Here is a 23,638-nt window from a genome sequence, read left to right on the forward strand (position 1 = left end):
CGTTCCGCTAGCTGGTCCGGTTACGGACGGCTTCCGTGATCCGCTTGACGGCCTCGGCCACAGGCACGCCGTTGTCCTGGCTTCCATCGCGGAAGCGGAACGAGACGGCGCCTGCTTCGGCATCGTCGCCGCCGGCAATCAGCACGAACGGAATCTTGTCCTTGCTGGCCGTGCGGATCTTCTTGGGGAAGCGGTCCGAGGAGGTGTCCACTTCCGCGCGGATGCCTGCCGCCTTCAGCTGGTCCACGACGTCGAACATGTACTCGTTGAAGGTCTCCGCCACCGGAATGCCCACCACCTGGACCGGTGCCAGCCATGCGGGGAAGGCGCCGGCGTAGTGCTCGGTGAGCACGCCAATGAAGCGCTCGATCGATCCGAACAGGGCACGGTGGATCATCACGGGCCGCTGGCGGCTGCCGTCAGCGGCCTGGAATTCGAGTTCGAACCGTTCGGGCAGGTTGAAGTCCAGCTGGATGGTGGACATCTGCCAGGTGCGGCCAAGGGCGTCCTTCGCCTGCACGGAGATCTTGGGGCCGTAGAAGGCGGCCCCGCCCGGATCCGCGACCAGTTCCAGGCCGGATTCCTCAGCAACCTCGGCGAGGGTACGTGTAGCTTCTTCCCAGGCCGCGTCCTCGCCGACGAACTTCTCCGGGTCCTTGGTGGAGAGCTCCAGGTAGAAGTCGTTCAGGCCGTAGTCCTTGAGCAGGTCGAGGACGAACGTCAGCGTCTTGGTCAGTTCGTCCTTCATCTGCTCGCGGGTGCAGTAGATGTGGGCGTCGTCCTGTGTCATGCCACGCACGCGGGTCAGGCCGTGCACCACGCCGGACTTTTCGTAGCGGTAGACAGCGCCGAATTCGAAGAGCCGCAGCGGCAGCTCACGGTAGGACCGTCCGCGGGAACGGAAGATCAGGTTGTGCATGGGGCAGTTCATCGGCTTCAGGTAGTAGTCCTGGGCAGGCTTCCGGACTGTACCGTCTGCGTTGAGTTCCTCATCCACGCGCATGGCCGGGAACATGCCGTCCTTGTACCAGTCCAGGTGCCCTGAGACCTCGTACAGATGCCCCTTGGTGATGTGAGGGGTGTAGACGAACTCGTAGCCGGCCTCGACGTGGCGCTGGCGGGAGTAATCCTCCATCTCCTTGCGGATGATGCCGCCCTTGGGGTGGAAGACGGGGAGGCCTGAGCCGAGTTCATCCGGGAAGGAGAAGAGGTCCAGTTCCGAGCCGAGCTTGCGGTGGTCGCGGCGTTCGGCCTCCGCGATGCGTTCCTGGTAGGCCTTGAGGGCGTCCTTGGTGGGCCAGGCCGTGCCATAGATGCGCTGCAGCTGCTGGTTTTTCTGGTTGCCCAGCCAGTACGCGGAGGACGAGCGGGTGAGGGCAAAGGCGTTGGAGATGAGCTTGGTGTTGGGCAGATGCGGGCCGCGGCAGAGATCGCACCAGACGGTGGTCCCTTCCTTGCGCTCAACGTTGTCGTAGATGGTGATATCGCCCGCGCCGACCTCGACGTTCACGCCTTCGCCGGCCTCTGCGGCCTCGTTTTTCTTGCCCAGCAGTTCAAGCTTGTAGGGCTCGTTCTTCATGGCTTCGCGGGCTTCGTCCTCGTTGACCACGCGGCGGACGAACTTCTGGTTCTGGTTGATGATTTTTTGCATCATCTTCTCGAGGGTCTTGAGGTCCTCGGGAGTGAACGGTTCGGCGACATCGAAGTCGAAGTAGAACCCGTCAGTGATGTACGGGCCGATGCCCAGCTTGGCGTCGGGACGCAGCTGCTGGACAGCCTGGGCCATGACGTGGGCAGTGGAGTGGCGGAGGACGTTAAGGCCGTCAGGCGAGTCAATGGTGACGCCTTCGACGTCGGCGCCTTCCGGGAGCTCCTGGTCAAGGTCCTTCAGTTCTCCGTTGACGCGGGCTACAACAACATCACGGCGCTCAAAGAAGAGTTCCGCACCGGTTGTCCCGGTAGTCACCTTGGTCTCTTCGCCATCGACGAGAAGGGTGATCTGCTGGGCATCTGACACGGGTGTCTCCTATTCAAAGTTGAGGCTTCATAGCTTGTGGCATACGGGGACCACAGCCAGCCATCGTCAATGCTATCGGTTCCGTTGGGGCCCGACCAACGCGGCGCACGGAAGGGTCAGCCGCTGAATCCCGTGATGGCGAGGCTCCTGGTAACTCCATCCAGCGGGTGCCGGACCTCTGGTTCCTGCGGACGGGAATCCGGGAACGGCAGTGTCTCTGTCCTGCCAAGGTCCCAGGCCATGCTGGCGCTCAGGCTGATTCCCCGCGGTCCGGTCCGCCTGGTGGTCCCTCGGATCAGCAGCAGCCTGGTGCCGAACAGGAGCATTCCTGCTTTTTCCTGGGCCTCGTGGAAAAAGACCGAATCTATGCAGCCGGTGCCGTCGTCGATACTGATGAAGACCACCCGCCTCCCGCCCCGCATGGGCGGCGTCTGGGTTGCCACCCGCACCCCGGCCACCAGGACTTCCGTCCCGTTGCGCAGGCCAAGGAGTTTGTCCGCCGTGATGACGCCCAGCCTGTCCAGCATTGGCCGGTGGCTGTCCATCAGGTGGCTGCTGACATCAACTGCCATCAGGTCCAGTTCGGCACGGACGTTTTCCACCAGGGAAGGCACCGGCAGTCCCGGCTTAACATTGCGAAGCTCAACATCACCCAGGGGAAGGGACAGCTGCCCCTCAAGGACTTCCACGCCTTTCCGCCCGCTGCCGGAACCCTGGAGCTGCTGCAGGTGGTGGACAAGATCGGCGCGGTTGGCCGTGCCGCCCGCCTCACGGTGAAGCGAATCAAATGCCCCCAGCTGGGCCAATCTCTTGATGTTGGGCTTGCTGACCCGGGACCGTGCCCTCAGGTCCGCCAGCGAGTCGTAGGGCTGGCCCGCAACGATCCGCTTGAGCTCCGTTGCGGACAGCCCGTAGATGCCGTTGAGGCTCAGCCTGATACCCAGTTTTCCTGCGTCCTTGCCGGCTTCAATCCTTTCCACCCGGTATTCGCCCTTGCTGCGGTTGATGTCCAGGGGAAGGATGGGGATGCCAAGCCGCCGGGCTTCCGCCACCAGCAGCCGCTTGGGGTACATGCCAGGATCGTGCTCCCACAGCCCGGCAAGGAATGCTTCAGGATGATGGGCCTTCAGCCAGGCAGACTGGTAGGTGGGCACGGCAAAGGCGGCGCCGTGGGCTTTGCAGAATCCGAAGCTTCCGAAGGCCTTCAGCGTTCCCCAGACGTTGTCCACTACCTCCGGCTGGTACCCCTTTTTCCTGGCCGCTGTGCGGAAGAATTCCTCCACTCCCAGTTCGAGTGCCTCGTTTCCCAGGGCGCGGCGGAATTCGTCGGCCCGTGCCAGGCCGCAGCCGGTCATGACATCAAAGGTCCGCAGTATCTGTTCGTGGAAGACGGTGACGCCATGGGTTTCCGCCAGCACCGGTTTCAGGTCAGGATGAGGATAGACCTCGGGCGCGAAGCCGTGACGGTGTTCCAGGAAGGGCCGGACCATGTCCGACTTCATGGGGCCCGGGCGGAACAGGGAGATGTCGATGATGAGGTCGTTGAACTCACGGGGGGCCATCTTGCCGATCAGTTCCCGCTGGCCGGGTGATTCAATCTGGAAACAGCCCAGGGTGTGGGTGCTTCTGATGAGTTCAAATGTGGCCTTGTCATCAAGGGGAACGGCGTTCAGGTCGATATGGCCGTTCTCCGCAATGTAGTCAGGACCGCTTCCGCCCGGACCTGACGGATGCCGGCCGGCGGCCACCACCTCCTCCTTGGACGGGTGGATGCGGATGACCTCACGGACGGCAAACGCCATGGCGCTCTGCATGCGGACTCCCAGGACGTCCAGTTTGAGCATGCCCATGGGATCCATGTCGTGCTTATCGAACTGGCTCATGGGCAGGCCCAGCCCGCTGGGCTGCACCGGGGTGCGGTCCAGGAGGGTGGCGTCACCGAGGATGACGCCACACGGATGCATGGAAATATGGCGGGGCAGCCGGTCAAGCCGTTCCGTCAGGTCAACCAGCAGGTCAAGCTGTTGGTTGCCGTCCACTTCCCGTTGTTCCACCCGGCCGGCAAATTCCCGGAGTTCAGGCTTTTCCTGCAGGGCATCACGGAATTTCCGGGCTGAGAAACGCCACAGCTGCTTGGCGATCTCCCCCACCTCGTCGCCGTCCATGCCCAGCGCCATGCCGGCATCCCGCACGGCACCCCTGGCCCGGTAACCGTTCTGCATGCTCATCAGGGTGACCCGTTCGGACCCGAAACGCTTGAAAATGCGGTGGTAGACGTTGTGCCGCTCAGCGCTTTCAACGTCAATATCGATGTCCGGAAGGGTGGCCCGGTCCCGCGACAGGAACCGTTCAAAGATGAGGTCGTGCTGCAGGGGGTTCACCTGGCTGACATCAATCAGGTAATTGACCAGGCTGGAGGCGCCTGATCCCCTGGCTGCCGCACGCACCCCCATCTCCTGGATCATTCGTGACACTTCTGCAACTGTCAGGAAATAGGAGGAAAAACCGAGGTTGCGGATGATGCCCAGTTCATGGTCCAGCCGGGATCGCATCTTCTCTCCGGCAGCACCGTTGATCCCCGGAAAGCGGCGGCTGATACCGGCCTGGCACCGTTGCACCAGTTCAACGTGTGGATCCTGGCTGATCCCCAGGGCTGAGGCTTCGGGCACAACCGGCTGCTTCCAGCCCATGTCCGTTTCCGGATCAATTCGGCAGCGGTCCGCGAGCGCCTCGGTCTGCGCCATCAGCTGTTTCAGGTCCGCGGCACCATATCCTGCCGCTGAAATGATCTCCTTGCCCAGCCGGAGCATTTCCGGGGAGGATTTCAGCCACCCCTGCCCGGTTGGCTGCAGCAGCGGTTCATCCGCAAGTTCGGGAAGGGATTTCAGGGTGCGGGCTGAGTCGAGCACATCGGCGGTGGGCGCGCCGTCTGCGGCGCAGTACCTGGCTGCGTTGGTCAGGACAGCCGGAACCTGATGCTCTTCGGCAAGCTTGAGCATCCGGACCGCGTGGGCGGTACTCAACGGCTTTCCCGGAGCGCTGAGCTGCGTCACGATCTCGGCCACCAGCGTGCCTGGGGGCATTGCATCCAGCCATTGCTTGAATAGTGTGCGGGGGCGAAGGTAACGGCGCCCTCCCATGGCCCGTCCGACGTCGGAATCAGGCCCCAGCAGGACAGTCAATACCGGTTTCAGGGTTTGCGGATCGAGGGTGCGGGACGCCAGCTCGGCCCGGGTGACGGCCACCGGGACAGTTCCACCGGCTTTTCCCGTGGTGCGGGCGTGGGCATCGGAAATCAGCCTGCACAGGGCGCGGTAGCCTGACCCGTTGTTGTGGCCCCGGGCCAGTACCACCACCCTGCCCGCCAGCTGCGTGCGGTGGTCGCCGTCGTCGTCGAATACCGCAAGGTCAACCCCAACGATGGGATCGATGCCCGCTGCCATGCACGCCTTGAGGTGCTTGATGGTCCCGTACAACCCGTCCCTGTCCGTACAGGCGAGCGCGGTTGCGCCGTCAGCGGCTGCTGCCTGCGCCAGTTCCTCGGGCCAGGAAACGCCGTAGTGGGCGCTGAATGCTGTGGAAACGTGAAGATGGGTGAAACTCATGCTGTCCTGGGCCGGAGTGCGTCATGGATGCGCAGGAGCCGCCACCTGCCGCTGCGGATATGCCGGGTGAGGTCGAGGGTCAGCGGCTCAGCGGCTTGGGCACCCCGCACCGGTGCGGAAGGCAACACCTGGACCCGCCAGATCTCATGGTCCACCACTCCGGGGCCACTGCCCAGCGGTGCGCGGGTTTCTTCAGCCCACCATTGCCGGCGCTCGTACCAGCGCACCGGTTCCGCGCAGACTGCATAGGACCGTCCAGCCCACAGCAGGCCGATGGGTTCGCCGCCCGCAGTGCAGTCGACGTCCACGGATTCGCTGAACATACCCATGGACCCTCCCCGAGTGGATGTAGCTGAAAGTATTCGAACACATATTCGAATAGAACCAGTCTACCCCTGCCCTGAACGGGAGCATAGATGGGCTGCGGGAGGGACAAAGAGATTGGCCGGGAAGGGTGGACGGACCGATCGGCAGGGAGCAGGATTGTGCCATGAAAACCCAAGACGCACTTCTGAAGCAGGCAAGCATCACAGCCCAGGATTCCACCGTGGTGGCCACGTTCGATATAGACGGCACCATCCCGGATTCCGGCGCCTACGTGGTGGGGCTGATGGGGGCCACCCCCGACTATTCCTCGCAGCGGAGGCTGTGTATTGAGTTCATGAACGGGAAGGCCATTGCCTTCTATTCCTTTAACCGCGAACAGGGAGTCGAGGAGGACTACGACCTGTCCGGGGTAACCCATTCAGAGAACACCATCACCGGCAGCTTTCCCCTTGCCGCCCTGAACGGCCTGGGCAAGGGACACCTCATGTCAGCCTTCAGCGAGGCGGAGGGCAGGGAATACCAGCACGGCGTTCCCGTGGAGGAACACCTGTAACCAGGCCCGCAGGGCGGGAGGTCAGCTGTTCTCTTTGTGGACCTTCAGTTCCAGTTCGATGAACCCGGAGATCATGGCCCTGTACGTGGACTCGACGATGTCCGGGTCGATGTCCTTCTTTTCCGCGGCTGAGCGGACGTGTTCAATGATCCGCTCCACCCGGCCAGGGGCGCGGACTTCGGCGTCGTCACCCTTGAGTGTTCCGGCGATGCGGATTAGCCGTTCGCGGCGGGCGATGAGGGTGACAATCTGGTCATCCACCTCGTCAACAGCAACACGGACGGCAGCGAGCTGTTCCTTGTCGGCCAAAGCATCTCTATCGTTTCCTTGAATTGTCGCCATCGTCTGACAGTATCGAAGCATGCAGCCAAGAGTCGACTTCATTTCGCTGGGCGTCCGCAGTGTTGCCGCGTCCCGGGCTTTTTATGTTGACGGGCTTGGCTGGCCTGTCCACCGGGAAGTTCCCGGCGACGTGGTGTTCATCCAGGTGAACCACGGGCTGGTGCTGTCCCTGTGGGACGTGCGCCAGATGCAGGCCGACGCCGGTGTCACCGCGTCCGGAGCTGTCCCCTGCATCACGCTGAGCCACAACCTTCCCGGCACGGAGGACGTGGACCGCGTTATGGAGGAGGCCGCCGCCGCGGGAGCGGAGATCATTGCCGAGCCCATCACCCAGCCGTGGGGCGGCTACAGCGGCTACTTCGCGGACCCGGACGGTTTCCGCTGGGAGGTGGCGTACAACCCCACCTGGGCAGTGGACGACGACGGCGCGGTCACCGTTTAGCCCTCCCCCCCAGGATTTGGCCCGGGCTGCTCACAGGGCCGGCTGCTAGAAGAGCGCTTCAACGGGCCGGATCAGTTCCGGCCCGTTGTTCCTGACGTTGCCGACCTCTTTCCCTACGGATTCCACCTGCCAGTCGGCGGCTACGTCCTTGACCCCTGCCCGTACCAGGTCCACGAGTCCGGCCGGATCGTCGGCCTGGGGGTCCAGCCAGGTCTGCATCGTGGCTTTGTCCATGGGAAGGGGTACCCGGTCATGGAGTGCCGTGAGTTTGCCGAACACCGTGGACTCGCTGCCCGGCGGGGGCGTGTCCGTGGTCAGGATGGACGTTGAGAGCAGCCACCCGCCCGGCTCCCCTGCCGGCCAGGAGGGATCCTTCCACCACTCATAGAGCCCCGCGAACACCAGGCCATGGCCAACGCCCGGGTGCACGTAGTACGGCTGCTTGGACTTTCCGGGCCCCTGCTTCCACTCGTAGTAGCCGTCTGCCGGGACAGCGCAACGGCGGGACTGCATGGCTTTCCGGAACGCCGGTTTCTCAAGGACGGACTCGCTGCGGGCGTTGATCATCCGCGAGCCGATGCCAGGGTCCTTGGCCCAGGACGGGACCAGTCCCCAGCGGGCGGCGTGGAGCTGGCGGACGTGCCTGTTCCCGGACTCGCCGTCCACCAGGCGTTCCAGGACGATGGGGACCGGGTCCGTCGGCGCCACATTCCACGACGGCGGGATGCTGACCTCGTCCTCAAGTTCGGCGTCGAACTCGGCAAGGAGGTCCCCCACGGCGCGTGCCATCACGTAACGTCCACACATGGCTCCAGCATGCCATCGGCGGCAGGAGCTGTCATCCGCGGGGGTGCGGCCGGCCCGGAAGCGGGGGAATACCGGACTGCACGCTACCGTTACAGGAACGAAACCGTTATCAAGCACAGAGGAGAGCTCCGTGGACTTCACTCCCGAATCCGGCACTATCACCATGTTTTCCACCACCTGGTGCGGCTACTGCAACCGGCTGAAGAAGCAGCTTGACGCCCAAGGCATCGGCTACACCGAGATCAACATCGAGGAAGTGGAAGGCACCGCCGAACTCGTGGAGCAGCTGAACGGTGGAAACCAGACTGTGCCCACCGTCCTCTTCCCGGACGGCACTTCTGCCACCAACCCGTCAGCCGCCGAGGTCAAGCAGCGCCTCGCAGCCTAGCCCTTTCACAACGGGACCGGCATTTCCACTGTTGGTCCCGTTGCGCTGCCTGGCAGTCAATGGGCCGGTTATGCCCCAAGGCTGCTGAATACAGCGGTTTTGAGGGTGGCATGATCCGCGTACACGGACAGAAGGGCATCCTCCACCGCTGCGACGTCCACACCAGGCACAAGGTCGTCCACCGCCCCTGCCGTGGCAGGGTCCCAGTCCAGCCCCAGGGCTGCGTAGCTGTCGGTCAGCACTTTGCGGATTGGCGCTGAGTTTTCCACCACGATCACCGAACTGAACAGCCACCCGCCGGCCACCACCCGCTGGGCGGTGCCCACCAGTTTCACCCGGTGCGCGCCGTCAGACGGGTCCGTGCCGTGCACGCTGAACTCCCCGGGGCAGTATTCCCCCGGAATCTCGCCTACAGCCGCCTGCACGCCGACACGGCGGAGGGCGTCCGCAAACAGTTCCCCGAAGTACCCGAACCTGGTTTTGGAACCGGCGATGGCGTCCGGATCGGGTTCAATGTGGTCCACCACCAGGGTTCCCTCGTGATAGGCGGCCGCCCGTCCCCCTGCCCGGCGGACCAGGGGTTCGAAGCCGTTGGCACGGCATGCCTTCGCAGCGGCGTCGAATCCCGGCAGGCGGGTGTCACGCTGGCCGAACGCGACCGTGGGGGCGGGCCGGTACAGACGCAGCGTGGGACCGATGTCCCCGCTTTTGGCCCTGGCCAGCAATTCCAGGCCGAACTCCAGGTCCCGGCCGGCGCCCAGCGTCTTTTCCTGCCGCACCACTGTCAGGGTGCGGGGCCCCGGACCGCCGTCGTTCATATTGCTAAGCTCCCTTATGGTCATTCTGCAATTCCTCGTTGTCGCCGCCGCCTTCGCAGCGATCGACGCCATCTGGCTCAAGCTGATGAACCCCTTTTACCGCAGCCACATCGGCGAACTGCTGGCGGACAAACCACACCTAGGTTACGCCGTGGCGTTCTACGTCATTTACATCGCCGGAATTGTGTTCTTTGCCCTCCGGCCCGCGCTCGACGGCGGCAGCTGGCTGGCTGCCCTGGGTTACGGCGCGGCGCTGGGCGCCTTCGCCTACGCCACCTATGACCTCACCAACGCAGCCACCCTCAAAGTGTGGCCGCTGCAGCTGATTGTCGTGGACATGCTGTGGGGCGCCGTGCTGACTGGCCTGTCAACGCTCGCGGGCTGGCTGGTTTTCCACGCCCGCACCTGACGCCCGCGCCGGCAACGGCTGCGGCCTGGGCACTTCGCTGTCAGAGGCCGCGCCGGCCTGCCCAGAGGCCATGCAGCAACGGAACCACTGAACCGGCCATAAGGATGCCGCCCAGGACGGCGTCGTCAGCCCGCACGATGGCGCCGGCGATGAGCAGGGCGGCAAATACCAGGGCGGAAGCAGAGCGCCGGGTGGAGCGGTCCAGCCGGGCGATGCGCCGTTCAAGGCGGGGATTTGCGACGGCGAGCGAACCTTCCTCGAGCCGGCCGGCCAGCGCATCCAGGCGTTTCGGCAGGCGCAGCGCGGTTGCCGCGGCGTCGAGGGCCTGCTGTGCCACGTCCTCCACGATGTTGCCGCGCTCGTCGCGCAGGAGCCGGGCAGCATACGGTTCCACGGAATCCCAGAGGTTGAAGCGCTCATCGAGCGAGGAGCACACCCCCGAGGTCAGCGACATCGCCCGGATGATGAGCAGGAAGTTTTCCGGGAGCTGGAACGGCAGCGAGCGGACAACGTCGCCGAATTCCACCGCGAAGTCACGGAACTCCCTCGGATCCACTTCCCGGAGCTCGGCGAAGCCCATCCCGCCGAAGCGGGCGAAGAGGTGCGTCATGGCGCGTTCCATCTCCACTGTGTCGGCTGACGGCGCCAGCACGCCGACGTCGTTGATCGCCGCCACCAGCCCACTGCCGTCACGCGCGGCGGCCGCAATCAGCAATTTCCGGAGTCCGCTGCGGGTGGAGGCGGTTATTTCTCCCATCATGCCGAAATCGATGAACGTCAGCTTCCACGGGCGGTCGCCGGCCGCTGCCGCGACGGGGGTGACGAAGATATTCCCGGGGTGTGGGTCGGCGTGGAAGAAGCCATTGGTGAACATCTGGTCGAACATAACGGCGGCGAACACAGGAGCCACCTCGGCCGGGTCGATGCCCGCCGCCCTGAGCGCCCCTGCCTCCGTGATCTTGATGGCCGTGACGTCTTCAAGGGTGAGCACGCGGCGGGTGCTCCGCTCCCAGGCAATGCCGGGCACGCAGACCCTGCCGTCGTCGGAAAAATCGGCGGCGAAGCGTTCGGAATTCGCCGCCTCGTGCAGGTAGTCGATCTCCTCGAAGCTGGTCTGCGCAAACTCCTCCACCAGGGCCGGCATATTGGCGCGGCGGGACACCAGGCGAATGCGGCTGAGCCAGCCGCCTACCTTGCGCAGGGCTGCAAGGTCGACGTCTACAATCGCCTCAATGCCCGGACGCTGCACCTTGAGCACCACATCGGTGAACCCGGTGTCGGCCGCATCGGTTGAACGAAGGCGTGCCCGGTGCGCCTGCCCCAGCGACGCGGCAGCGATCGGTACCTCCTCCACGAAAGCGAATACCTGGTCCAGCGGAGCGCCCAACTCCTCCTCGGCCAAAGCGCGGATCGCAGGAAACGGAACGGGCGGCACCTCGTCCTGGAGGCCTTCAAGCTCCCTGGTGATCTCCGGCGGCAGGATATCGAGCCTGGAGGAAAGGAACTGTCCCACCTTGATCATCAGGCCGCCCAGCTCCACGGCCAGGCCATGGAAGCGCCGGGCGAAGCGCTGCATCCTCCGCGGCCGCGTACGCTCCGCCACCCGGGCAAGTCCGATCCGCGGAAGGAACAGTTCAAACCACCACGTCACCGCCAGGTTCCAGGCGGCAAAGCGCAGGATCCGGCGGTAGCGGGCACGGGTGTCCCCGGCGCCCGCGGCCGGAGCGGCACGATGCAGGCGGACAGACGCCACCCGGGTCAATCCTGGGCGAGGATCGCGTAGAGCCGGCGCCGTGCGTCGTCGAGTACCGCCACGGCCTGCTGCACCTGGTCCGGCGAGCCCGTGCGGCCCACCTGGGCTGCAGCCTGCGCGAGCTCCACCCCCGCTTTGGGCAGGGATCCAAAGCTGCCGGCGTGCGAGCCCGGCGTGTCCCAGGGCGTTGCCCCGCGGTCCTGCGCAACTTCCTCCCGGCCGGCCTCGGTCAGCGAATAGATCTTGCGGCCGTTGGACTCCTCGGCGCTGATGCTGCCCTCGTCCGCGAGCAGTTGCAGGGTGGGGTAGACGGAACCGGTGCTCGGCTTCCAGCTGCCGCCGCTACGCTCCTCGATCTCGCGGATGATCTGGTAGCCGTGCATCGGCCGCTCAGCAAGAAGCGCCAGCACTGCCGACCTCACCTCGCCCTTGCCGGCACGGGTTCCGGCGCGTTTTTCGAACCGGGAGCGCAGCTCCTCGACGGCCTGCCACATGCCGTCGATGTTGCTCCCGCCGAATCCGGCTGCCGGGTATGAACCACGCATGATGATCTCCTCTGTAAACCGCCAACGATATACAACGATACTCAACGATACATCCATCGGGCCCGCAGGAGTTGCCGCCATATGGCGGCGTTCTGGGAACGCTGAGAGGTGCTTCGGATCGGTGACCGGGTGCACGCGCCTGCCATGTCTGGTAATTGCATTAATCGAAACTGATTTCCGTACAACCCTTCATTGTCACGGGTTCTGCGCCGGAGGAGACTTGGGGCGACGGCATCCCATCCCGGACCGCCCGCGGGGCCACCCGGCTGCGGGGCCTCACAGTTACCCTGCAGCGGCTTGGTGGATCGATGAGCTCCATGGCACCCCTCCCAAAGGCCGCTCAGCGGCCGTGCCATCTCCTGCCCCTGGTGGCTATCGCACTGATTGGATTCCTCGGCGGGTGCCAGTATGAGTCCGACGGCGTCTCCCTCCCGTCCGCCAGTACTTCGACTACGGAGTCTCGCACCGTTCCGCCGACGCCAGAGGGTGACGACACTCGTAGGGTCTCACCGCTGCCGGAGAATGGTGACATCGCTGCCGGCACATACCTCGTCCTCGCCACCGGCTTCACGGCGCCTTTCCAGATCACCGTCCCAGATGGCTGGTCGGTTACCGACGGCGAAGGCCTGGCCAAGGACGACCCGGATCACCCGGATGAATGGGGGGTCTTCGTAGGTTGGTGGCCCGCCCATTATGTGCCGACAGACGCATGCGCCTGGCAGGACGCGCTCGTCAAAGTCGATCCGTCGGCTCAGGCCTTCGTCGACGCGGTAAGGGCTCAAACGTCAACGGTGAGTACTCCTCCCGTCGAGGTCTTGCCGGGCGATTACTCCGGCTTCGAGTTCGACCACTCGGTCGAGGGCGACGTGGACATAACAGCCTGCGACCGCGACAAGTTCTGTGTCCACTCATCACTCTCAAACGAATGCACACGCTGGTACTCCAGCGCCGCTGAACGCGAAACCTACCGGGTGGTCGACATGAACGGCCAGCGCAGCGTGATCTGGGTGGTCCAGTTCCACGAGTCGATCAATCCGGAGCTGACGAGGGAGGCAGGCGCCGTCTTCGACTCGATCGTGTTCAGGTCCGACAAGTAACCGGCTGATACGGTACTCGATCCGCCCGCTGGCGCCGACTCCTTCTCTAAGCCCATCTGGGTGTCTCCTAGCCTCAGAGTCTCGAGACCCTAGTGTTTCGAGGCATATGGGTTGAGGGACACCTCGGATGGATGGGAGATAACTCTCATAGTTCGTCAGCGACATTCGGACTGACTCCCTTGTGACGATCTGGCAGAGGAGGACTCCGTCGTGGTGGGCGGGGAACTTTCTGGGGACTCCCGGACACTATTAGGTATGGAACAGCTGGGGGAAACAGATGCGGAACTGTGGGATAGGTGCAGACAGGGAGACGCAGACGCGCTAGGCGGGCTGTTTGACCGCCATGCAGATGCTGTCTTCCGGTACTGCCTGAGCCGGACCGGGTCATGGCAGGATGCCGAAGACATCGTCTCTGTCACGTTCCTCGAGGCGTGGCGGCAGCGCACCCGGCTCACGCTGGAACGGAAGTCAATCCTTCCTTGGCTTCTGGGCGTGGCTACCAACTCAGTACGGAACCGAGCCCGGTCTGTGCGCCGCCACGAGCAGTTCCTCAGGCAGCTGCCACACGCTGCTGTGGAACCCGATCATTCGTCTTCAATCGCAGACCGGGTCGACGCCGAAAACCTCGTGAAGGAACTGCTGGACGGCGCCGGGAACCTCACACGCGGTGAACGGGACGCGTTGTTGCTGTGCACTGTCAACGGCTACTCCTACCTTGAGGCGGCGGAGGCCCTTCAGGTCCGCGTTGGCACTATCCGGTCCCGTGTGAACCGTGCGAAAACAAAGTTGCGGGCCGCCGCGGTGGCCTCACCCTTGCTCTTGGCCGAGCAGAACAATCCTGTGGAATCGAGGCAGTCATGAAACTTTCAGACATCCACTATCCGGCCGAAACACGGCAGGCTGTGCGGGACGCGGTGGTTAGGGAAGCGGCTGCGCAGTCCCGTCGCAGGCCGTGGTGGCGCCGACCGATGGCGTTGTCCCTGGCCGGCCTCGCGTTGGCGGGCTCGACGGCGGCAGTGGCGTACGTGGCCTTCGCTCCGGTTGAGGACAAACGGGACATCCGGTGCTACTACCGCGCAGACCTCACCGCCACCTACCCATCTCCTCATTCCCCCGGAAACAGGATGGAACCCTATCTCCTTGCCGGGGCTATGGATGAGGGTTTCAATTATGACGCCGAAGCCCTGCAGGGGGACCCAAACGCAGGAAAGAAGCAGATTAGCGATCCGATCGGCCTTTGCGCTTTCAACTGGGACCAGGGACTGATGAACCCGGGAGGGATCACCGATGACCTTATTCCTCCGGATTACCAAGAGCCTGCCCCGGCTCCCGCCCCGACAGGGACCGTAACGGATGCTCAAGGCAACCCCGGCACGGCTTTCCCCAACACCTTTGGCCCTGGGCACTTTGTGCCTGAACTCAGGGCCTGCGTAGTCGACAACACAGTCGCAGTGATACCGGGTCCTGCGGATGTCTGCTCCCGACTCGGTATCCCCGTCCTCGAGAAGTAGATACTCACCCCCCAAGTAAGTGCCATAGGAGAATAATCCACACACAGCACATCACATCGTCTCGTGACCCTTGTCTTACGTGGCGGCTCACGCCCGTCGAAAAGGCCAAGCCGGCAAGACCCTAATTCGGGCGATATCCCGCGGCTTCCTCCCGGTCGGCGATTCTTATAACTATGCCTCAAAACCTGCGGGCTTATTCGGCATACTAATCATTAGTTATGGGACACCTCGAAGCAGCCCACGACGGAACTTATTGGCTACCCGGTAGCTCAACCGGCATCGGTCCACTCATCGAAAACAGGCGGATCTTCTGGCCGCCGGCGTCCACCCTGTTGCTCACGGAATATCCGGAGAGGGAGCTTTCCGACCTCACGTGATCAGGCACTCGAGGCGCTGATCGATGGGACCGTCTTGCGACCACCACGCTGGACAGGCTCTGGTGATCTGCCCAGTTCATTTCTGTCTTCGCCGACGAACTTCACACGGAAGGCAACGATCCCGAACCGCCGGTTGCCCGCGATCCCGGAGTGTCCCAAGCTCCCTCAGGCGGCCAGCATCCCTGAACAGGCGAGGTAACGCTCCGAAAAGACCGCCATCGACTGCCGCGCTCCACACCCGGCGGTCCCGTCAGGTTCTTCGGAGTGTGAGGATCTGCTCCGCGCGCCCAAACGGCCCCTGGAGGTCGTGCAGGACGGTGGAGGTCAGGCCTATCCCGTCCCCGCCGAACGAGACCGCGTTGTCCAGGCCCAGCCACTCCCCTTCGGGCCGGCGGTACATGTGGATCTGCAGGTCAAGGTTGGGAAAGGAGTAACTGCCCTTCCCGGGCGGCACCCTGGCCGCGATGCCGTTGGCCGTGTCCACCATGCCCATGAGCCTGGCCAGGGCACCGCTGTCCGCGCGGTCCGTCAGGGGATGTTCCGTTCGGAGCCAGACCTTTCCGGCCCCGGGCCGGTGCCCTTCCGCCACGCGCATTTCCAGCGAGCGGATGTAGCCGCCGGGCCACACGGACGCGCCGTCGTACGGCTTGCAGTCTTCCGGACCGGGAATGGTCGTGTCCTCGATGGCGGCCACCGGCGTTGTATCGCTGGTTGCCAGCCGCCAGGCGGTGGCACGGATGGCGGTCCGGCCGCCCGCCACCAGCTCGGCCTGCAGGAGTTCGATGGTTTTTCCGGGCCGGAGGGTGGTGGCTGCGATCTTGAACTCGCCGCCCGGGATGAGGCCGAGGATCTCGTAGCTGATCCGCGCCATCCGCATGTCTGGCCGCGGGTTATGGCGTTCCAGGCTGTCCGCCAGCAGGCCGGACGCCGGCGCCATATGCTGCTCGTGGACGTTCCAGGCACCCTGGGCATGGATGGTGGAACGGAAACGCCCACCGCCCAGGTTCAGGTAGTAGAAGTTTCCTTCAGCCAGTTCAGGCAGCTCTGCGGTCAACGTTGGCCCCTTTGGAGTTCCAGTGAATCGGCCTTAACTCTATCCGGGACGGGTGCCCCGCCTGCGCCGGACCCGGGCACGGCATTTCGCCCAAAGGGACGCGGCGAAATGTTGGCCGCTGGCGGGATCCATCCGACTAGACTCAGGAACTGGTCCTGTCAGCAACCCTCTGAAGAGGTGTTCCATGCGCGTCATCAGCTACAACCTCCGCAAGCACAAGGCGAGCGGCGAACTCCTCGCCCTGGCGCGGAACCATGACATTGATGCGCTCTGCCTCCAGGAGGTGGATTCCAGCGATCTTCCGGAAACCCTGGGCCCGCTGCATCTGGCGGATGCCACGAAGGGCAACCGGCTGGGGCTGGCCATCTACTACCGCACCAGCCGCTTCACTGCCCTGGACACCCAGTCCTTCGCCCTGAAGAAGTCGATGCATGACCGCGTCCTGGCCCCGGCCCATGAGCGGCTGATCGGCACCCGGGTCATGGACAATGAAACGCAGCATGAACTGGTGATCGGCTCGTTCCACGCAGCCCCGCTTACCGCCTCCAACTCGCTGCGGCGCAAGCAGATCCACGCGGCCCACGCGGAGCTGCTGAGCATGGGCAAGGGCCTGATGACCCTGATGGTGGGCGATTTCAACTACCCGTTCTTCACCAAGAACCTTGACCTGCACATGAAAAACTCGGGCTATGCACTGTCCCTGAGCAACCGGCGCACCTACACCCGGTACAAGGTGTTCAAGGGCCACTTCGATTTCGCCACGTCACTGGGCCTGGATATTGAAAGCGTGGAGACCCTGCCGCGCGGCAACTCAGACCACCTCCCCATCCTGGTCACGGCCGAGTACGGCCCGGACTACTAGGACTCGAGCCTTGCACGGAGGTCCGGCCAGGACGCTTCGAATCCCGGGTGCAGTTCCAGGGCACCCACCTCGGGCAGCGGGACCCACCGGAGCTCCAGGCTTTCGGGATCGCTGATGACGGGGTCAAACGCCTCCCGCACCAGCACCACAACCGTGGTGTAGCTCCAGTACCCCACGTCCAGCCGGGACGTGAAGAGCACGTCCACATTGTCCGCGGGCACGGCGGCTTCCTCATAGGCTTCCCGGAGCGCGCCGGTCACGGCCTCCTCGCCCTCATGGAGTGCGCCGCCGGGCAGCCCCCAGGTTCCACCGTTGTGGCTCCACACGGCCCGGTGCTGCAGCAGCACCCCCTTGCCGGGATCGTGGGCCAGCACCCCCGCCGCGCCGAAACGCCCCCAGAAGCGCCCGCGGCTTCCCTCGACCCAGGCGTCGCCGGGGTCCCTGGGACCGGTGCGGACGGGAGGGACGGAGGACGCGGTGGACGCCGGAAAGTGATCCATCGTTCCAGTCTGACAGGTGGGACGGGTGGGCGGCACCCGCCAGTCCGCTGCGCCGGTCAGGCCTGGTTTGCTGTACCGCGCTCGACGGCGAAATCACCGCCGGGGTACATGATCGTCTCGTGTCCGTCATCAAAGCGAACACGGTAGGGCGGCGCTCCGCCCTGGCCGCGCACCTCAAGAATCACCCCATGCCGGTCCGCCGCCCCCACAGTCCTGCCGTGCACGATGATGCGGTCGCCCTGCGTTGCCTCCATGGCAATCACCTCCGAGCCCAGAGTACGACCGGCTGCCCGCCGGGAAAAGGGCGAATCGAAAGAACGCCGGAAGGGTCCGCAGGAGGGGGCGAGAGACCTGTCCCCGGGAACCCGGCGGGCATGGCAGGATCTTTCCCATGCCGCTGAATCTTGTCCTGGTCGCCGATACCCACGTCCCCAAGCGCGCGCGTGACCTTCCTGCACAGGTGTGGTCCGCCGTCGAAAGCGCCGACGTGGTCTTCCACGCCGGCGACTGGGTGTCGGCAACCCATCTGGAGGAGTTCCGGCGGCGGAGCCGCCTGCTGGTGGGCGTCTATGGAAACAATGACGGACCGGAACTGCGCCGGAGCCTTCCGGAAACGGCGGAGATCACGCTGGAAGGCGTCCGGTTTGCCATGGTGCACGAGACCGGCCAGGCCAAGGGGCGAGAAGCCAGGTGCGAGGCCCGGTACCCGGAGGCGGACGTGCTGGTTTTCGGCCACAGCCACATCCCGTGGGACACCACCACCCCGCGCGGGCTACGGCTGCTGAACCCGGGATCGCCCACTGACCGCCGCCGGCAGCCGGCCTGCACGTTCATGACCGCCACGGTGGATTCCGGAAAGCTGGGGGACGTCCGGCTGCACGAGGTCCTCCGGGATTGACCGGTTTGGCAAGGCAGGCCCCAGGTGCCTAGGCTTGGAACGGTAAGCATGCTTAGCTTTTTGTCATCCGAGCACCAGGAGGACCACCATGACAGACCAGTACACCTTCCGCAATCCGGTCACCGCCGACGAAAAGATCTCCCCGCCGAAGCAGCACCAGCCCGAGCCGGGACTGGACGCGGAGCTGGCACCCAAGGCCGATCTTGGCGAAGAGACCTACCGAGGTACCGGCAGGCTGGAAGGGCGCAAGGCGATCGTCACCGGCGCGGATTCCGGCATCGGTGCAGCAACGGCCATTGCCTTCGCCCGTGAGGGGGCCGACGTCGTTCTCTCCTACCTTCCGGAGGAGGAAGAGGATGCCGCCCGCATTGCGGGCCTCATCGAGGCCGCCGGGCGCAAGGCCATCAAGGTCCCCGGCGACCTCAAGGACGCCTCCGTGTGCCGCGATGTGGTGGACACAGCTGTGGCGGTGCTGGGCAGCATCGACATCCTGGTCAACAACGCCGGGAAACAGGTGGCGCAGGAGGACCTCGCCGACATCACGGATGAACAGTTCGACCACACACTGAAGACCAACGTGTACGCGATGTTCTGGCTGACCAAGGCAGCACTCCCCCACATGCCGGCCGGGTCCACCATCATCAACACCACGTCCATCCAAGCCTACAGCCCGTCCCCGACCCTGGTGGATTACGCCACCACCAAGGCCAGCATCAACAACTTCACGAAGGGCCTGGCGCAACAGCTGGCGCCCAAGGGCATCCGCGTCAATGCGGTGGCGCCGGGCCCCATCTGGACCCCGCTGCAGGTCAGCAGCGGCCAGCCGAAGGAGGAACTGCCGGAGTTCGGGCAGTCGACGCCGCTGGGCCGGGCCGGCCAGCCGGCGGAGCTCGCCCCCGCCTACGTCTTCCTTGCCTCACCGGAATCCAGCTATGTTGTGGGCGAGACGCTTAACGTCAACGGCGGCAGCCCCACACCGTAGCCCCGGGCTGTACCTGAAAGATAGCGACGGCGGTGCCCCGCGCCTGATGCGCGGGGCACCGCCGTCGGCCCTCTAATTCCTGGACCCTACTTCTCGTCCTCGCTTGCCAGCAGTTCGTCAGTGGCGGCGTCGGGCTGTCCATCAAAGAACTGGGCCAGGACCGTTTTGAACACGGTTTCCCCCGGAGCCGCCCGGAGAAACAGCGTCATGGAGGAGTGCAGCTTGCGGGCGTCGATGCTCCCGAAGATGTCCCCGGCCGGGCTGCCTGAGTGGTTGGTAACGGCCAAGGCGGACTCGAGCAGCCGTGGACCCAGCACCGGATGGGCCAGATACTCCCGTGCTTCATCAAGGGAGCTGATGGCGTACCGTCGCGACATGTCGCTGTGGCCCAGGCCCGCGAACTGCGGAAAGACGAACCACATCCAGTGGCCGGTCTTCCGTCCCAGCTGCAGTTCCGCCAGCGCCTGGCTGTACGTGCCGCCGCTGTCCTGGGCGGCGACGAACCTGTCGAGGTTATAGGGATCGTTCATGGGTGTCTCCTTGTAGTGGGGCTTGTTGGTCAATGAAGGCGGCGGCGGAGCGCAATTGGCTGTCGGAGTCCGTCCGCCACCGTGCCAGGACCACGGCTGCGCGCTGCCTGTCCCGCCCGCCGAGCCTCGCCAGGAACGGCGCCACGACGTCGGCCAGCAGCGGTTCCGTCAATTCCCGGGTCCCGGCAGACCGGAGGAAGCCCTCAATGCGGGTCAGGTCCGAATGGCGCAGGAGTGTCCTGGTGGATTGCAGCAGGACAACAGCAGCGAGCCGGCGCTCAAAAACGGCCCTCGAACCGGGGCCGGGCTGGCCCCACAGGGCGGACGCCAGGTGGACAACGGCGTCGTGGTCGAGTTCCTTGTACTTCCGGAGGGCGTCACGGACGGTTCCCCGGACTGCGCCCACCGAGGAGCCGTAGGAGGCCAGTTGCCCGCCCAGCCTCGCCTCGACGTCGTCCGCCCGGTACCAGGCGCCCTCATTCTGCAGGGTCCGGTCAACGAAGCCTGCAGCCGCGGCCACCTGGTCCAGGGTGCCGCTCACTGGCTGCGGCCCGCAGAGGCGTGGCGGATACAGAACGGGGTCCACGGCCGCGCCTCCAGCCTGCCCTCGGCGATGGCCTCCCCGCACACGGCACAGATCCCGTACGTGCCGGCGGCGATCCTCGCCAGCGCGGCCTCCACCTGGTCGAGCCCTGCGCTGCTCTGCTTCAGCAGGGCAGACGCCTGGGACAGCTCGAAAGCGATGGTGGAGCCTTCCGGGTCATGCTCGTCGTCCACATTCGAATCCTGGCGCGCCGAGTTGGCGGAGGCGATGTCTGCGCGCAGGGCCGGCAGGAGGGCCACCTTCCGCTCCCGTTCCTCCTCAAGCAGGATCCGGAACCGTTCATAGTCGGGCATGGGAAAAGCCTAGCGCGGCGTCAGTACCAGTTCCTGGCCACCGAGTGGTTCCAGGCGGCGCACGGCGAGCCGTAACGCTCCCTGATGTAGCCCAGCCCCCAGTCGACCTGCGTCCGGTAGCTGGTAAGCCAGTCGGCACCGGCACTTGAATACTTGCCCGGCGGCAGGGCCTGCGCGATTCCGTAGGCGCCGGAAGAGGGGTTGGTGGCGGTGGTCAGCCAGTTCGATTCCTTGGTCCACAGCTGGGCCAGGCAGAGGAACTGGTCCTGCCCCCAGCCGTGGGCGCCCAACCTGGTGGAGGCATAGTTTTTGGCTCCTGCCGGGTCATTGACCGTGCCGCCGGGGAGGGAAGGCACGACGACGGGCGGCGGGCTTGGCGGTGCGGGGGCCGGCGCAGGGGGCGGGTTGACGGGGGCAGGGTTAGCCGGGGCCGGGTTCGCCGGAGCCGGATTGACAGGCGCGGGGGCCGGGCCGCCGGGCCGGGGCGCTTCCGGTGCCGCAGGCCGGGCGGCGGGCAGCGGCGCGGCCCGGGCAGCTGCGTCGGCCTGACGGCGGGACTGCTCTTCCGCCGCGGCGCGTTTGGCCGCCTGGGATGCCTCGTAGGCAGCCAGCGCCGCCTGGCCCTGCCGGTAGGCGTTCTCCACCTCCGCCGTCGTGCCCTTGAGCGACGCCAGCTGCGCCGTTAACTGCTCGCTGCGCTGCTTCTCCTCCGCCGCCTGGCGGGCCACGGCGTCCTGGGCTGACCGGGCCTCCGTGAGCCTGGCTTCGGATTCAAGGGACAGTCGCCCGCGCTCATCCTTCGCAGCCTGTTCCTGGGCCGCCAGCGCAGCAGCAATCTTTCCTGCGGCCTGCGCCTTGTGCACGAGCGCGGCGGTCTTGTCCCCCACGATCTGCACCACGTTGAGCCCATGCACGGTGTTGCCCTGGACGGCGTCGAGGGCAACAAAGAATCCCATGTTGGTACCACCGGTCTTGTATGACTGGGCAGCCAGCGCACCGAGCTCTTTCCTGTGCCGGACCAGCTCGGAGTCGGCCTGCGCGGCCTGCGCGGCCAGGGCTTCCACCCTTGCAGACGCAGCCTGCAAGGCCGCATCCGTCACCGCGTACTCCGCCGCTGCCTGCACCGCCACGGAGCCGGTGGTCTCGGACTGGTCCTGGAGGGCGGACAGCAAACCACCGATCCTTGCAATTTCCCCGGCTTTCCCGGCTTCGCTCTCTTTCGCGTCCTGTACCTCCTCCCAGGAGGGGTAATCACCGGGCGGGACCTCCGCAGCACCCGCCGGGGTAAGCCATAGGGTTCCCACCAGCGCACACGAAAGAAGCGCCGCGGCGAGCCGCGCCCTGGGTTTGGTAACGAACCGGCACATAGTCGGGAAGCCTACCGCCTTCACCCTCAGGTTGAAGGCAGACGTTTCTACATCGTTATGGATCGGAGGCAGCTACGGTGGCGGCAAGGGCAGAAGGGCCGGCCCTTTACAGATGCCGGCCGAACCAGGCAAGGGTGTCGTTCCATGCGGCCGTCGCCTGGGCCTCGTTGTAGCGGTCGCCTGTGTCGTTATGGAAGGCGTGGTCCACGCCGGGGTAGACCGTGAGCTGGTGGACAACGCCGGAGGCTGCCAGCGCATCCATAAGCGCAGGCATGGGCCCGGTGATGCGTTGATCGAGTTCAGCGTAGACCCCGAATACGGCCGCCTTGATGTCCGGCACTTTGGCCAGGTCAGGGGCAGGTCCGTAAAACGCCGCTGTTGCCTTCAGGCCGTCCAGCTCGGTGGCCGCCTGCCAGGTGATGCCGCCGCCGAAGCAGTAGCCGGTCATCGCGACGCGGCCGCCATCCACGAAGTCCTGGGCCTGGAGGTACTCCAGTGCTGCCGCGAAGTCGGCCACGTGCCGCTGGGCGCCGGCCTGGGTGAGGGCGCCGGGTACAGCGTCCCGGTCCATGCCGGCCGTCCCGCCTTCCCGGCTGAGCAGGTCGAGGGCGAGGGCCGCGTAACCCTCCTTCGCGAACCGGCGGGCCACGTCTTCGATATGGGGCGTCAGCCCGCGGTTCTCATGGCAGATCAGAACGGCAGGAGCACGCCCTTCCTGCCCGGGCCTGGCCAGGTAGGCACTGACGGAGGCGCCGCCGGACGGAAACCGGACGGACGCCGTGGTCATTCCTGGCGCCCCCTCCGGGACAGAGAGCGGGCTTTTGGCCCCGGGCACCGCCCCCGACCCCGCAGTCCCCGCAGCGGACGTCGGGGATGGTTCCGGGGTGGGCATGGGGTCGGTGCTCCGCGGCACCTCGCTGGGGGTACAACCCACCAGCAGCATCGCCGCCGACGCTGCCGCCATGCTGCCGGTGATGAATGCAACACGCCGGGTAAAGGTCCGTTGACTCAGCGCGCCGGACCGGTAGTCATCGAAAAATTCCTCGATCAGGTATCTCTCAAACTTGCCAAGCTGCGTCACGGTCTGCCTCCTCGGGGGTGCCGAACATACTCCTCCCCCAGCCAGCTCCGGACAAGGTTTCCCGGCGGTCTTTGCTCCCACCTTTATCGCTTTGTGATAAAAAACACTCTCTGCAAAATCGGCGCGCCTTGTATCCGCACCTACAGCCCCATGGCACGCGAAATCCAGTCGATGGCGCAACCGAGAGAACCGCCTCGCATGTTATCCAAATGTGACAATGGGTAGTAAGTCGGGTTATGGTCTTCTGGTGTCCCTCCCAGACGGGACATTCCCCGTCAGAATGCCGAGCCCTGCCACTGACCCGGGAACCAACGCTTTCCAGCTGGCAGGGACGGGGGAACCAAGTTTCCGCGGCCTTCAGAAGGCCTTGGGGTTAAGTCGATAGTGCCTCCGTTCCATTCGGAGTTGTTACCGGCCGGGTATCTCCAACCCGAACCCGACAGCTCACCCCGCAGGCATGGGAGAGGCGATCAACT

26 protein-coding genes and 1 riboswitch are annotated in these 23,638 nt (G+C 65.1%); of the genes, 10 read left to right on the plus strand and 16 right to left on the minus strand.

Annotated features, from left to right (window positions below; translation table 11 throughout):
• Positions 1-7: 7 nt before the first annotated feature.
• From thrS to AC4BCK_RS11010, 3 genes are all read right to left on the minus strand, one after another.
• Entirely contained in the window at positions 8-2,017 is a 2,010-nt protein-coding gene (thrS, locus tag AC4BCK_RS11000; RefSeq protein ID WP_251425550.1) for a threonine--tRNA ligase, read from the minus strand.
• Positions 2,018-2,133: 116 nt separating this feature from the next.
• Entirely contained in the window at positions 2,134-5,622 is a 3,489-nt protein-coding gene (locus AC4BCK_RS11005; RefSeq protein ID WP_490565923.1) for a DNA polymerase III subunit alpha, read from the minus strand.
• A complete protein-coding gene (locus tag AC4BCK_RS11010) occupies positions 5,619-5,951 on the minus strand; it encodes a DUF6504 family protein (RefSeq protein WP_174181136.1) in 333 nt (110 codons plus the stop codon). The genes AC4BCK_RS11005 and AC4BCK_RS11010 overlap by 4 nt, the downstream gene beginning before the upstream one ends.
• A gap of 161 nt (positions 5,952-6,112) precedes the next feature.
• Here AC4BCK_RS11010 and AC4BCK_RS11015 point away from each other — a divergent pair, with 161 nt between their 5' ends.
• Positions 6,113-6,502, plus strand: coding sequence for a hypothetical protein (locus tag AC4BCK_RS11015; protein ID WP_174181138.1), 390 nt, complete (start codon positions 6,113-6,115; stop codon positions 6,500-6,502).
• A gap of 21 nt (positions 6,503-6,523) precedes the next feature.
• Here the strand turns inward: AC4BCK_RS11015 and AC4BCK_RS11020 are convergent, their stop codons facing one another.
• On the minus strand, positions 6,524-6,844 hold the full coding sequence (locus AC4BCK_RS11020; RefSeq protein WP_102975683.1) for a chorismate mutase: 321 nt from the start codon (positions 6,842-6,844) through the stop codon (positions 6,524-6,526).
• A gap of 19 nt (positions 6,845-6,863) precedes the next feature.
• Between AC4BCK_RS11020 and AC4BCK_RS11025 the strand changes: the two genes are divergently transcribed.
• Positions 6,864-7,286 (plus strand): VOC family protein, encoded by a 423-nt coding sequence (locus AC4BCK_RS11025; RefSeq protein ID WP_174181140.1) that lies wholly within the window; start codon positions 6,864-6,866, stop codon positions 7,284-7,286.
• Between the two features lie 45 nt (positions 7,287-7,331).
• Here the strand turns inward: AC4BCK_RS11025 and AC4BCK_RS11030 are convergent, their stop codons facing one another.
• Positions 7,332-8,075: an SOS response-associated peptidase gene (locus AC4BCK_RS11030; protein WP_490566908.1), complete on the minus strand. Its 744-nt coding sequence runs from the start codon at positions 8,073-8,075 to the stop codon at positions 7,332-7,334.
• A 148-nt stretch (positions 8,076-8,223) separates the two neighbouring features.
• Here AC4BCK_RS11030 and AC4BCK_RS11035 point away from each other — a divergent pair, with 148 nt between their 5' ends.
• The gene (locus AC4BCK_RS11035) at positions 8,224-8,481 is read left to right on the plus strand and encodes a mycoredoxin (RefSeq protein WP_363959448.1); all 258 of its coding nucleotides are present in this window, start codon (positions 8,224-8,226) and stop codon (positions 8,479-8,481) included.
• Positions 8,482-8,549: 68 nt separating this feature from the next.
• Here AC4BCK_RS11035 and AC4BCK_RS11040 read toward each other — a convergent pair whose 3' ends face one another.
• A complete protein-coding gene (locus tag AC4BCK_RS11040) occupies positions 8,550-9,323 on the minus strand; it encodes a lipoate--protein ligase family protein (RefSeq protein WP_490565924.1) in 774 nt (257 codons plus the stop codon).
• Here AC4BCK_RS11040 and AC4BCK_RS11045 point away from each other — a divergent pair.
• Positions 9,316-9,708: a DUF2177 family protein gene (locus AC4BCK_RS11045; RefSeq protein ID WP_104185968.1), complete on the plus strand. Its 393-nt coding sequence runs from the start codon at positions 9,316-9,318 to the stop codon at positions 9,706-9,708. The genes AC4BCK_RS11040 and AC4BCK_RS11045 overlap by 8 nt on opposite strands.
• A 40-nt stretch (positions 9,709-9,748) precedes the next feature.
• Here AC4BCK_RS11045 and AC4BCK_RS11050 read toward each other — a convergent pair whose 3' ends face one another.
• Both AC4BCK_RS11050 and AC4BCK_RS11055 read right to left on the minus strand, forming a co-directional pair.
• The gene (locus tag AC4BCK_RS11050; RefSeq protein ID WP_363936117.1) at positions 9,749-11,461 is read right to left on the minus strand and encodes an ABC1 kinase family protein; all 1,713 of its coding nucleotides are present in this window, start codon (positions 11,459-11,461) and stop codon (positions 9,749-9,751) included.
• A 5-nt stretch (positions 11,462-11,466) separates the two neighbouring features.
• Positions 11,467-12,006 carry a PadR family transcriptional regulator gene (locus AC4BCK_RS11055; protein ID WP_490565925.1) on the minus strand — a complete coding sequence of 180 codons (540 nt, stop codon included), beginning with the start codon at positions 12,004-12,006 and terminating at the stop codon, positions 11,467-11,469.
• Between the two features lie 368 nt (positions 12,007-12,374).
• Here AC4BCK_RS11055 and AC4BCK_RS11060 point away from each other — a divergent pair, with 368 nt between their 5' ends.
• From AC4BCK_RS11060 to AC4BCK_RS11070, 3 genes are all read left to right on the plus strand, one after another.
• Positions 12,375-13,103, plus strand: coding sequence for a hypothetical protein (locus AC4BCK_RS11060; protein ID WP_490565926.1), 729 nt, complete (start codon positions 12,375-12,377; stop codon positions 13,101-13,103).
• A gap of 255 nt (positions 13,104-13,358) precedes the next feature.
• Positions 13,359-13,964 (plus strand): RNA polymerase sigma factor, encoded by a 606-nt coding sequence (locus AC4BCK_RS11065; protein WP_174181151.1) that lies wholly within the window; start codon positions 13,359-13,361, stop codon positions 13,962-13,964.
• A complete protein-coding gene (locus AC4BCK_RS11070; protein WP_174181153.1) occupies positions 13,961-14,614 on the plus strand; it encodes a hypothetical protein in 654 nt (217 codons plus the stop codon). The genes AC4BCK_RS11065 and AC4BCK_RS11070 overlap by 4 nt, the downstream gene beginning before the upstream one ends.
• 627 nt (positions 14,615-15,241) lie before the next feature.
• Here AC4BCK_RS11070 and AC4BCK_RS11075 read toward each other — a convergent pair.
• Positions 15,242-16,045 (minus strand): thioesterase family protein, encoded by an 804-nt coding sequence (locus AC4BCK_RS11075; RefSeq protein WP_490565927.1) that lies wholly within the window; start codon positions 16,043-16,045, stop codon positions 15,242-15,244.
• A 184-nt stretch (positions 16,046-16,229) separates the two neighbouring features.
• Between AC4BCK_RS11075 and AC4BCK_RS11080 the strand changes: the two genes are divergently transcribed.
• On the plus strand, positions 16,230-16,907 hold the full coding sequence (locus AC4BCK_RS11080) for an endonuclease/exonuclease/phosphatase family protein (RefSeq protein WP_066276355.1): 678 nt from the start codon (positions 16,230-16,232) through the stop codon (positions 16,905-16,907).
• Here the strand turns inward: AC4BCK_RS11080 and AC4BCK_RS11085 are convergent.
• A complete protein-coding gene (locus AC4BCK_RS11085; protein ID WP_174181157.1) occupies positions 16,904-17,407 on the minus strand; it encodes an NUDIX domain-containing protein in 504 nt (167 codons plus the stop codon). The genes AC4BCK_RS11080 and AC4BCK_RS11085 overlap by 4 nt on opposite strands.
• Positions 17,408-17,463: 56 nt before the next feature.
• Positions 17,464-17,661, minus strand: coding sequence for a DUF1918 domain-containing protein (locus AC4BCK_RS11090; protein WP_174181159.1), 198 nt, complete (start codon positions 17,659-17,661; stop codon positions 17,464-17,466).
• A 137-nt stretch (positions 17,662-17,798) separates the two neighbouring features.
• On the opposite strand from AC4BCK_RS11090, the gene AC4BCK_RS11095 reads away from it, so the two are divergent.
• Together AC4BCK_RS11095 and AC4BCK_RS11100 are read left to right on the plus strand one after the other, a co-directional pair.
• Positions 17,799-18,305 (plus strand): metallophosphoesterase family protein, encoded by a 507-nt coding sequence (locus tag AC4BCK_RS11095; protein WP_364319847.1) that lies wholly within the window; start codon positions 17,799-17,801, stop codon positions 18,303-18,305.
• Between the two features lie 88 nt (positions 18,306-18,393).
• The gene (locus AC4BCK_RS11100; RefSeq protein WP_490565928.1) at positions 18,394-19,287 is read left to right on the plus strand and encodes a glucose 1-dehydrogenase; all 894 of its coding nucleotides are present in this window, start codon (positions 18,394-18,396) and stop codon (positions 19,285-19,287) included.
• An 86-nt stretch (positions 19,288-19,373) separates the two neighbouring features.
• Here AC4BCK_RS11100 and AC4BCK_RS11105 read toward each other — a convergent pair whose 3' ends face one another.
• The 5 genes from AC4BCK_RS11105 to AC4BCK_RS11125 all read right to left on the minus strand — a co-directional run bounded on the left by AC4BCK_RS11105 (position 19,374) and on the right by AC4BCK_RS11125 (position 23,162).
• Entirely contained in the window at positions 19,374-19,817 is a 444-nt protein-coding gene (locus AC4BCK_RS11105; protein ID WP_490565929.1) for a DUF1810 domain-containing protein, read from the minus strand.
• Positions 19,801-20,358: a DNA alkylation repair protein gene (locus AC4BCK_RS11110; RefSeq protein ID WP_310112655.1), complete on the minus strand. Its 558-nt coding sequence runs from the start codon at positions 20,356-20,358 to the stop codon at positions 19,801-19,803. Before AC4BCK_RS11110 ends, AC4BCK_RS11105 begins: the two co-directional genes overlap by 17 nt.
• Entirely contained in the window at positions 20,355-20,714 is a 360-nt protein-coding gene (locus AC4BCK_RS11115; protein ID WP_174181179.1) for a TraR/DksA family transcriptional regulator, read from the minus strand. Before AC4BCK_RS11115 ends, AC4BCK_RS11110 begins: the two co-directional genes overlap by 4 nt.
• A 20-nt stretch (positions 20,715-20,734) precedes the next feature.
• Positions 20,735-22,081 carry a coiled-coil domain-containing protein gene (locus AC4BCK_RS11120; protein ID WP_364319851.1) on the minus strand — a complete coding sequence of 449 codons (1,347 nt, stop codon included), beginning with the start codon at positions 22,079-22,081 and terminating at the stop codon, positions 20,735-20,737.
• 106 nt (positions 22,082-22,187) lie between these two features.
• Positions 22,188-23,162 carry a dienelactone hydrolase family protein gene (locus AC4BCK_RS11125; protein ID WP_490565930.1) on the minus strand — a complete coding sequence of 325 codons (975 nt, stop codon included), beginning with the start codon at positions 23,160-23,162 and terminating at the stop codon, positions 22,188-22,190.
• A 302-nt stretch (positions 23,163-23,464) separates the two neighbouring features.
• A riboswitch (cyclic di-AMP (ydaO/yuaA leader) is annotated at positions 23,465-23,635 on the plus strand.
• Positions 23,636-23,638: the final 3 nt, after the last annotated feature.

Source organism: Pseudarthrobacter sp. As-47, assembly GCF_058215595.1.

Excerpts from the sequence above, each read along its gene's own strand:
- AC4BCK_RS11005 (WP_490565923.1), bottom strand. The coding sequence starts at position 5,622 with ATGAGTTTCACCCATCTTCACGTTTCCACAGCATTCAGCGCCCACTAC.
- AC4BCK_RS11010 (WP_174181136.1), bottom strand. The coding sequence starts at position 5,951 with ATGGGTATGTTCAGCGAATCCGTGGACGTCGACTGCACTGCGGGCGGC.
- AC4BCK_RS11015 (WP_174181138.1), top strand. The coding sequence starts at position 6,113 with ATGAAAACCCAAGACGCACTTCTGAAGCAGGCAAGCATCACAGCCCAG.
- AC4BCK_RS11020 (WP_102975683.1), bottom strand. The coding sequence starts at position 6,844 with ATGGCGACAATTCAAGGAAACGATAGAGATGCTTTGGCCGACAAGGAA.
- AC4BCK_RS11025 (WP_174181140.1), top strand. The coding sequence starts at position 6,864 with ATGCAGCCAAGAGTCGACTTCATTTCGCTGGGCGTCCGCAGTGTTGCC.
- AC4BCK_RS11030 (WP_490566908.1), bottom strand. The coding sequence starts at position 8,075 with ATGGCACGCGCCGTGGGGGACCTCCTTGCCGAGTTCGACGCCGAACTT.
- AC4BCK_RS11045 (WP_104185968.1), top strand. The coding sequence starts at position 9,316 with ATGGTCATTCTGCAATTCCTCGTTGTCGCCGCCGCCTTCGCAGCGATC.
- AC4BCK_RS11040 (WP_490565924.1), bottom strand. The coding sequence starts at position 9,323 with ATGACCATAAGGGAGCTTAGCAATATGAACGACGGCGGTCCGGGGCCC.
- AC4BCK_RS11055 (WP_490565925.1), bottom strand. The coding sequence starts at position 12,006 with ATGCGTGGTTCATACCCGGCAGCCGGATTCGGCGGGAGCAACATCGAC.
- AC4BCK_RS11065 (WP_174181151.1), top strand. The coding sequence starts at position 13,359 with ATGGAACAGCTGGGGGAAACAGATGCGGAACTGTGGGATAGGTGCAGA.
- AC4BCK_RS11070 (WP_174181153.1), top strand. The coding sequence starts at position 13,961 with ATGAAACTTTCAGACATCCACTATCCGGCCGAAACACGGCAGGCTGTG.
- AC4BCK_RS11080 (WP_066276355.1), top strand. The coding sequence starts at position 16,230 with ATGCGCGTCATCAGCTACAACCTCCGCAAGCACAAGGCGAGCGGCGAA.
- AC4BCK_RS11085 (WP_174181157.1), bottom strand. The coding sequence starts at position 17,407 with ATGGATCACTTTCCGGCGTCCACCGCGTCCTCCGTCCCTCCCGTCCGC.
- AC4BCK_RS11090 (WP_174181159.1), bottom strand. The coding sequence starts at position 17,661 with ATGGAGGCAACGCAGGGCGACCGCATCATCGTGCACGGCAGGACTGTG.
- AC4BCK_RS11095 (WP_364319847.1), top strand. The coding sequence starts at position 17,799 with ATGCCGCTGAATCTTGTCCTGGTCGCCGATACCCACGTCCCCAAGCGC.
- AC4BCK_RS11100 (WP_490565928.1), top strand. The coding sequence starts at position 18,394 with ATGACAGACCAGTACACCTTCCGCAATCCGGTCACCGCCGACGAAAAG.
- AC4BCK_RS11105 (WP_490565929.1), bottom strand. The coding sequence starts at position 19,817 with ATGAACGATCCCTATAACCTCGACAGGTTCGTCGCCGCCCAGGACAGC.
- AC4BCK_RS11115 (WP_174181179.1), bottom strand. The coding sequence starts at position 20,714 with ATGCCCGACTATGAACGGTTCCGGATCCTGCTTGAGGAGGAACGGGAG.
- AC4BCK_RS11120 (WP_364319851.1), bottom strand. The coding sequence starts at position 22,081 with ATGTGCCGGTTCGTTACCAAACCCAGGGCGCGGCTCGCCGCGGCGCTT.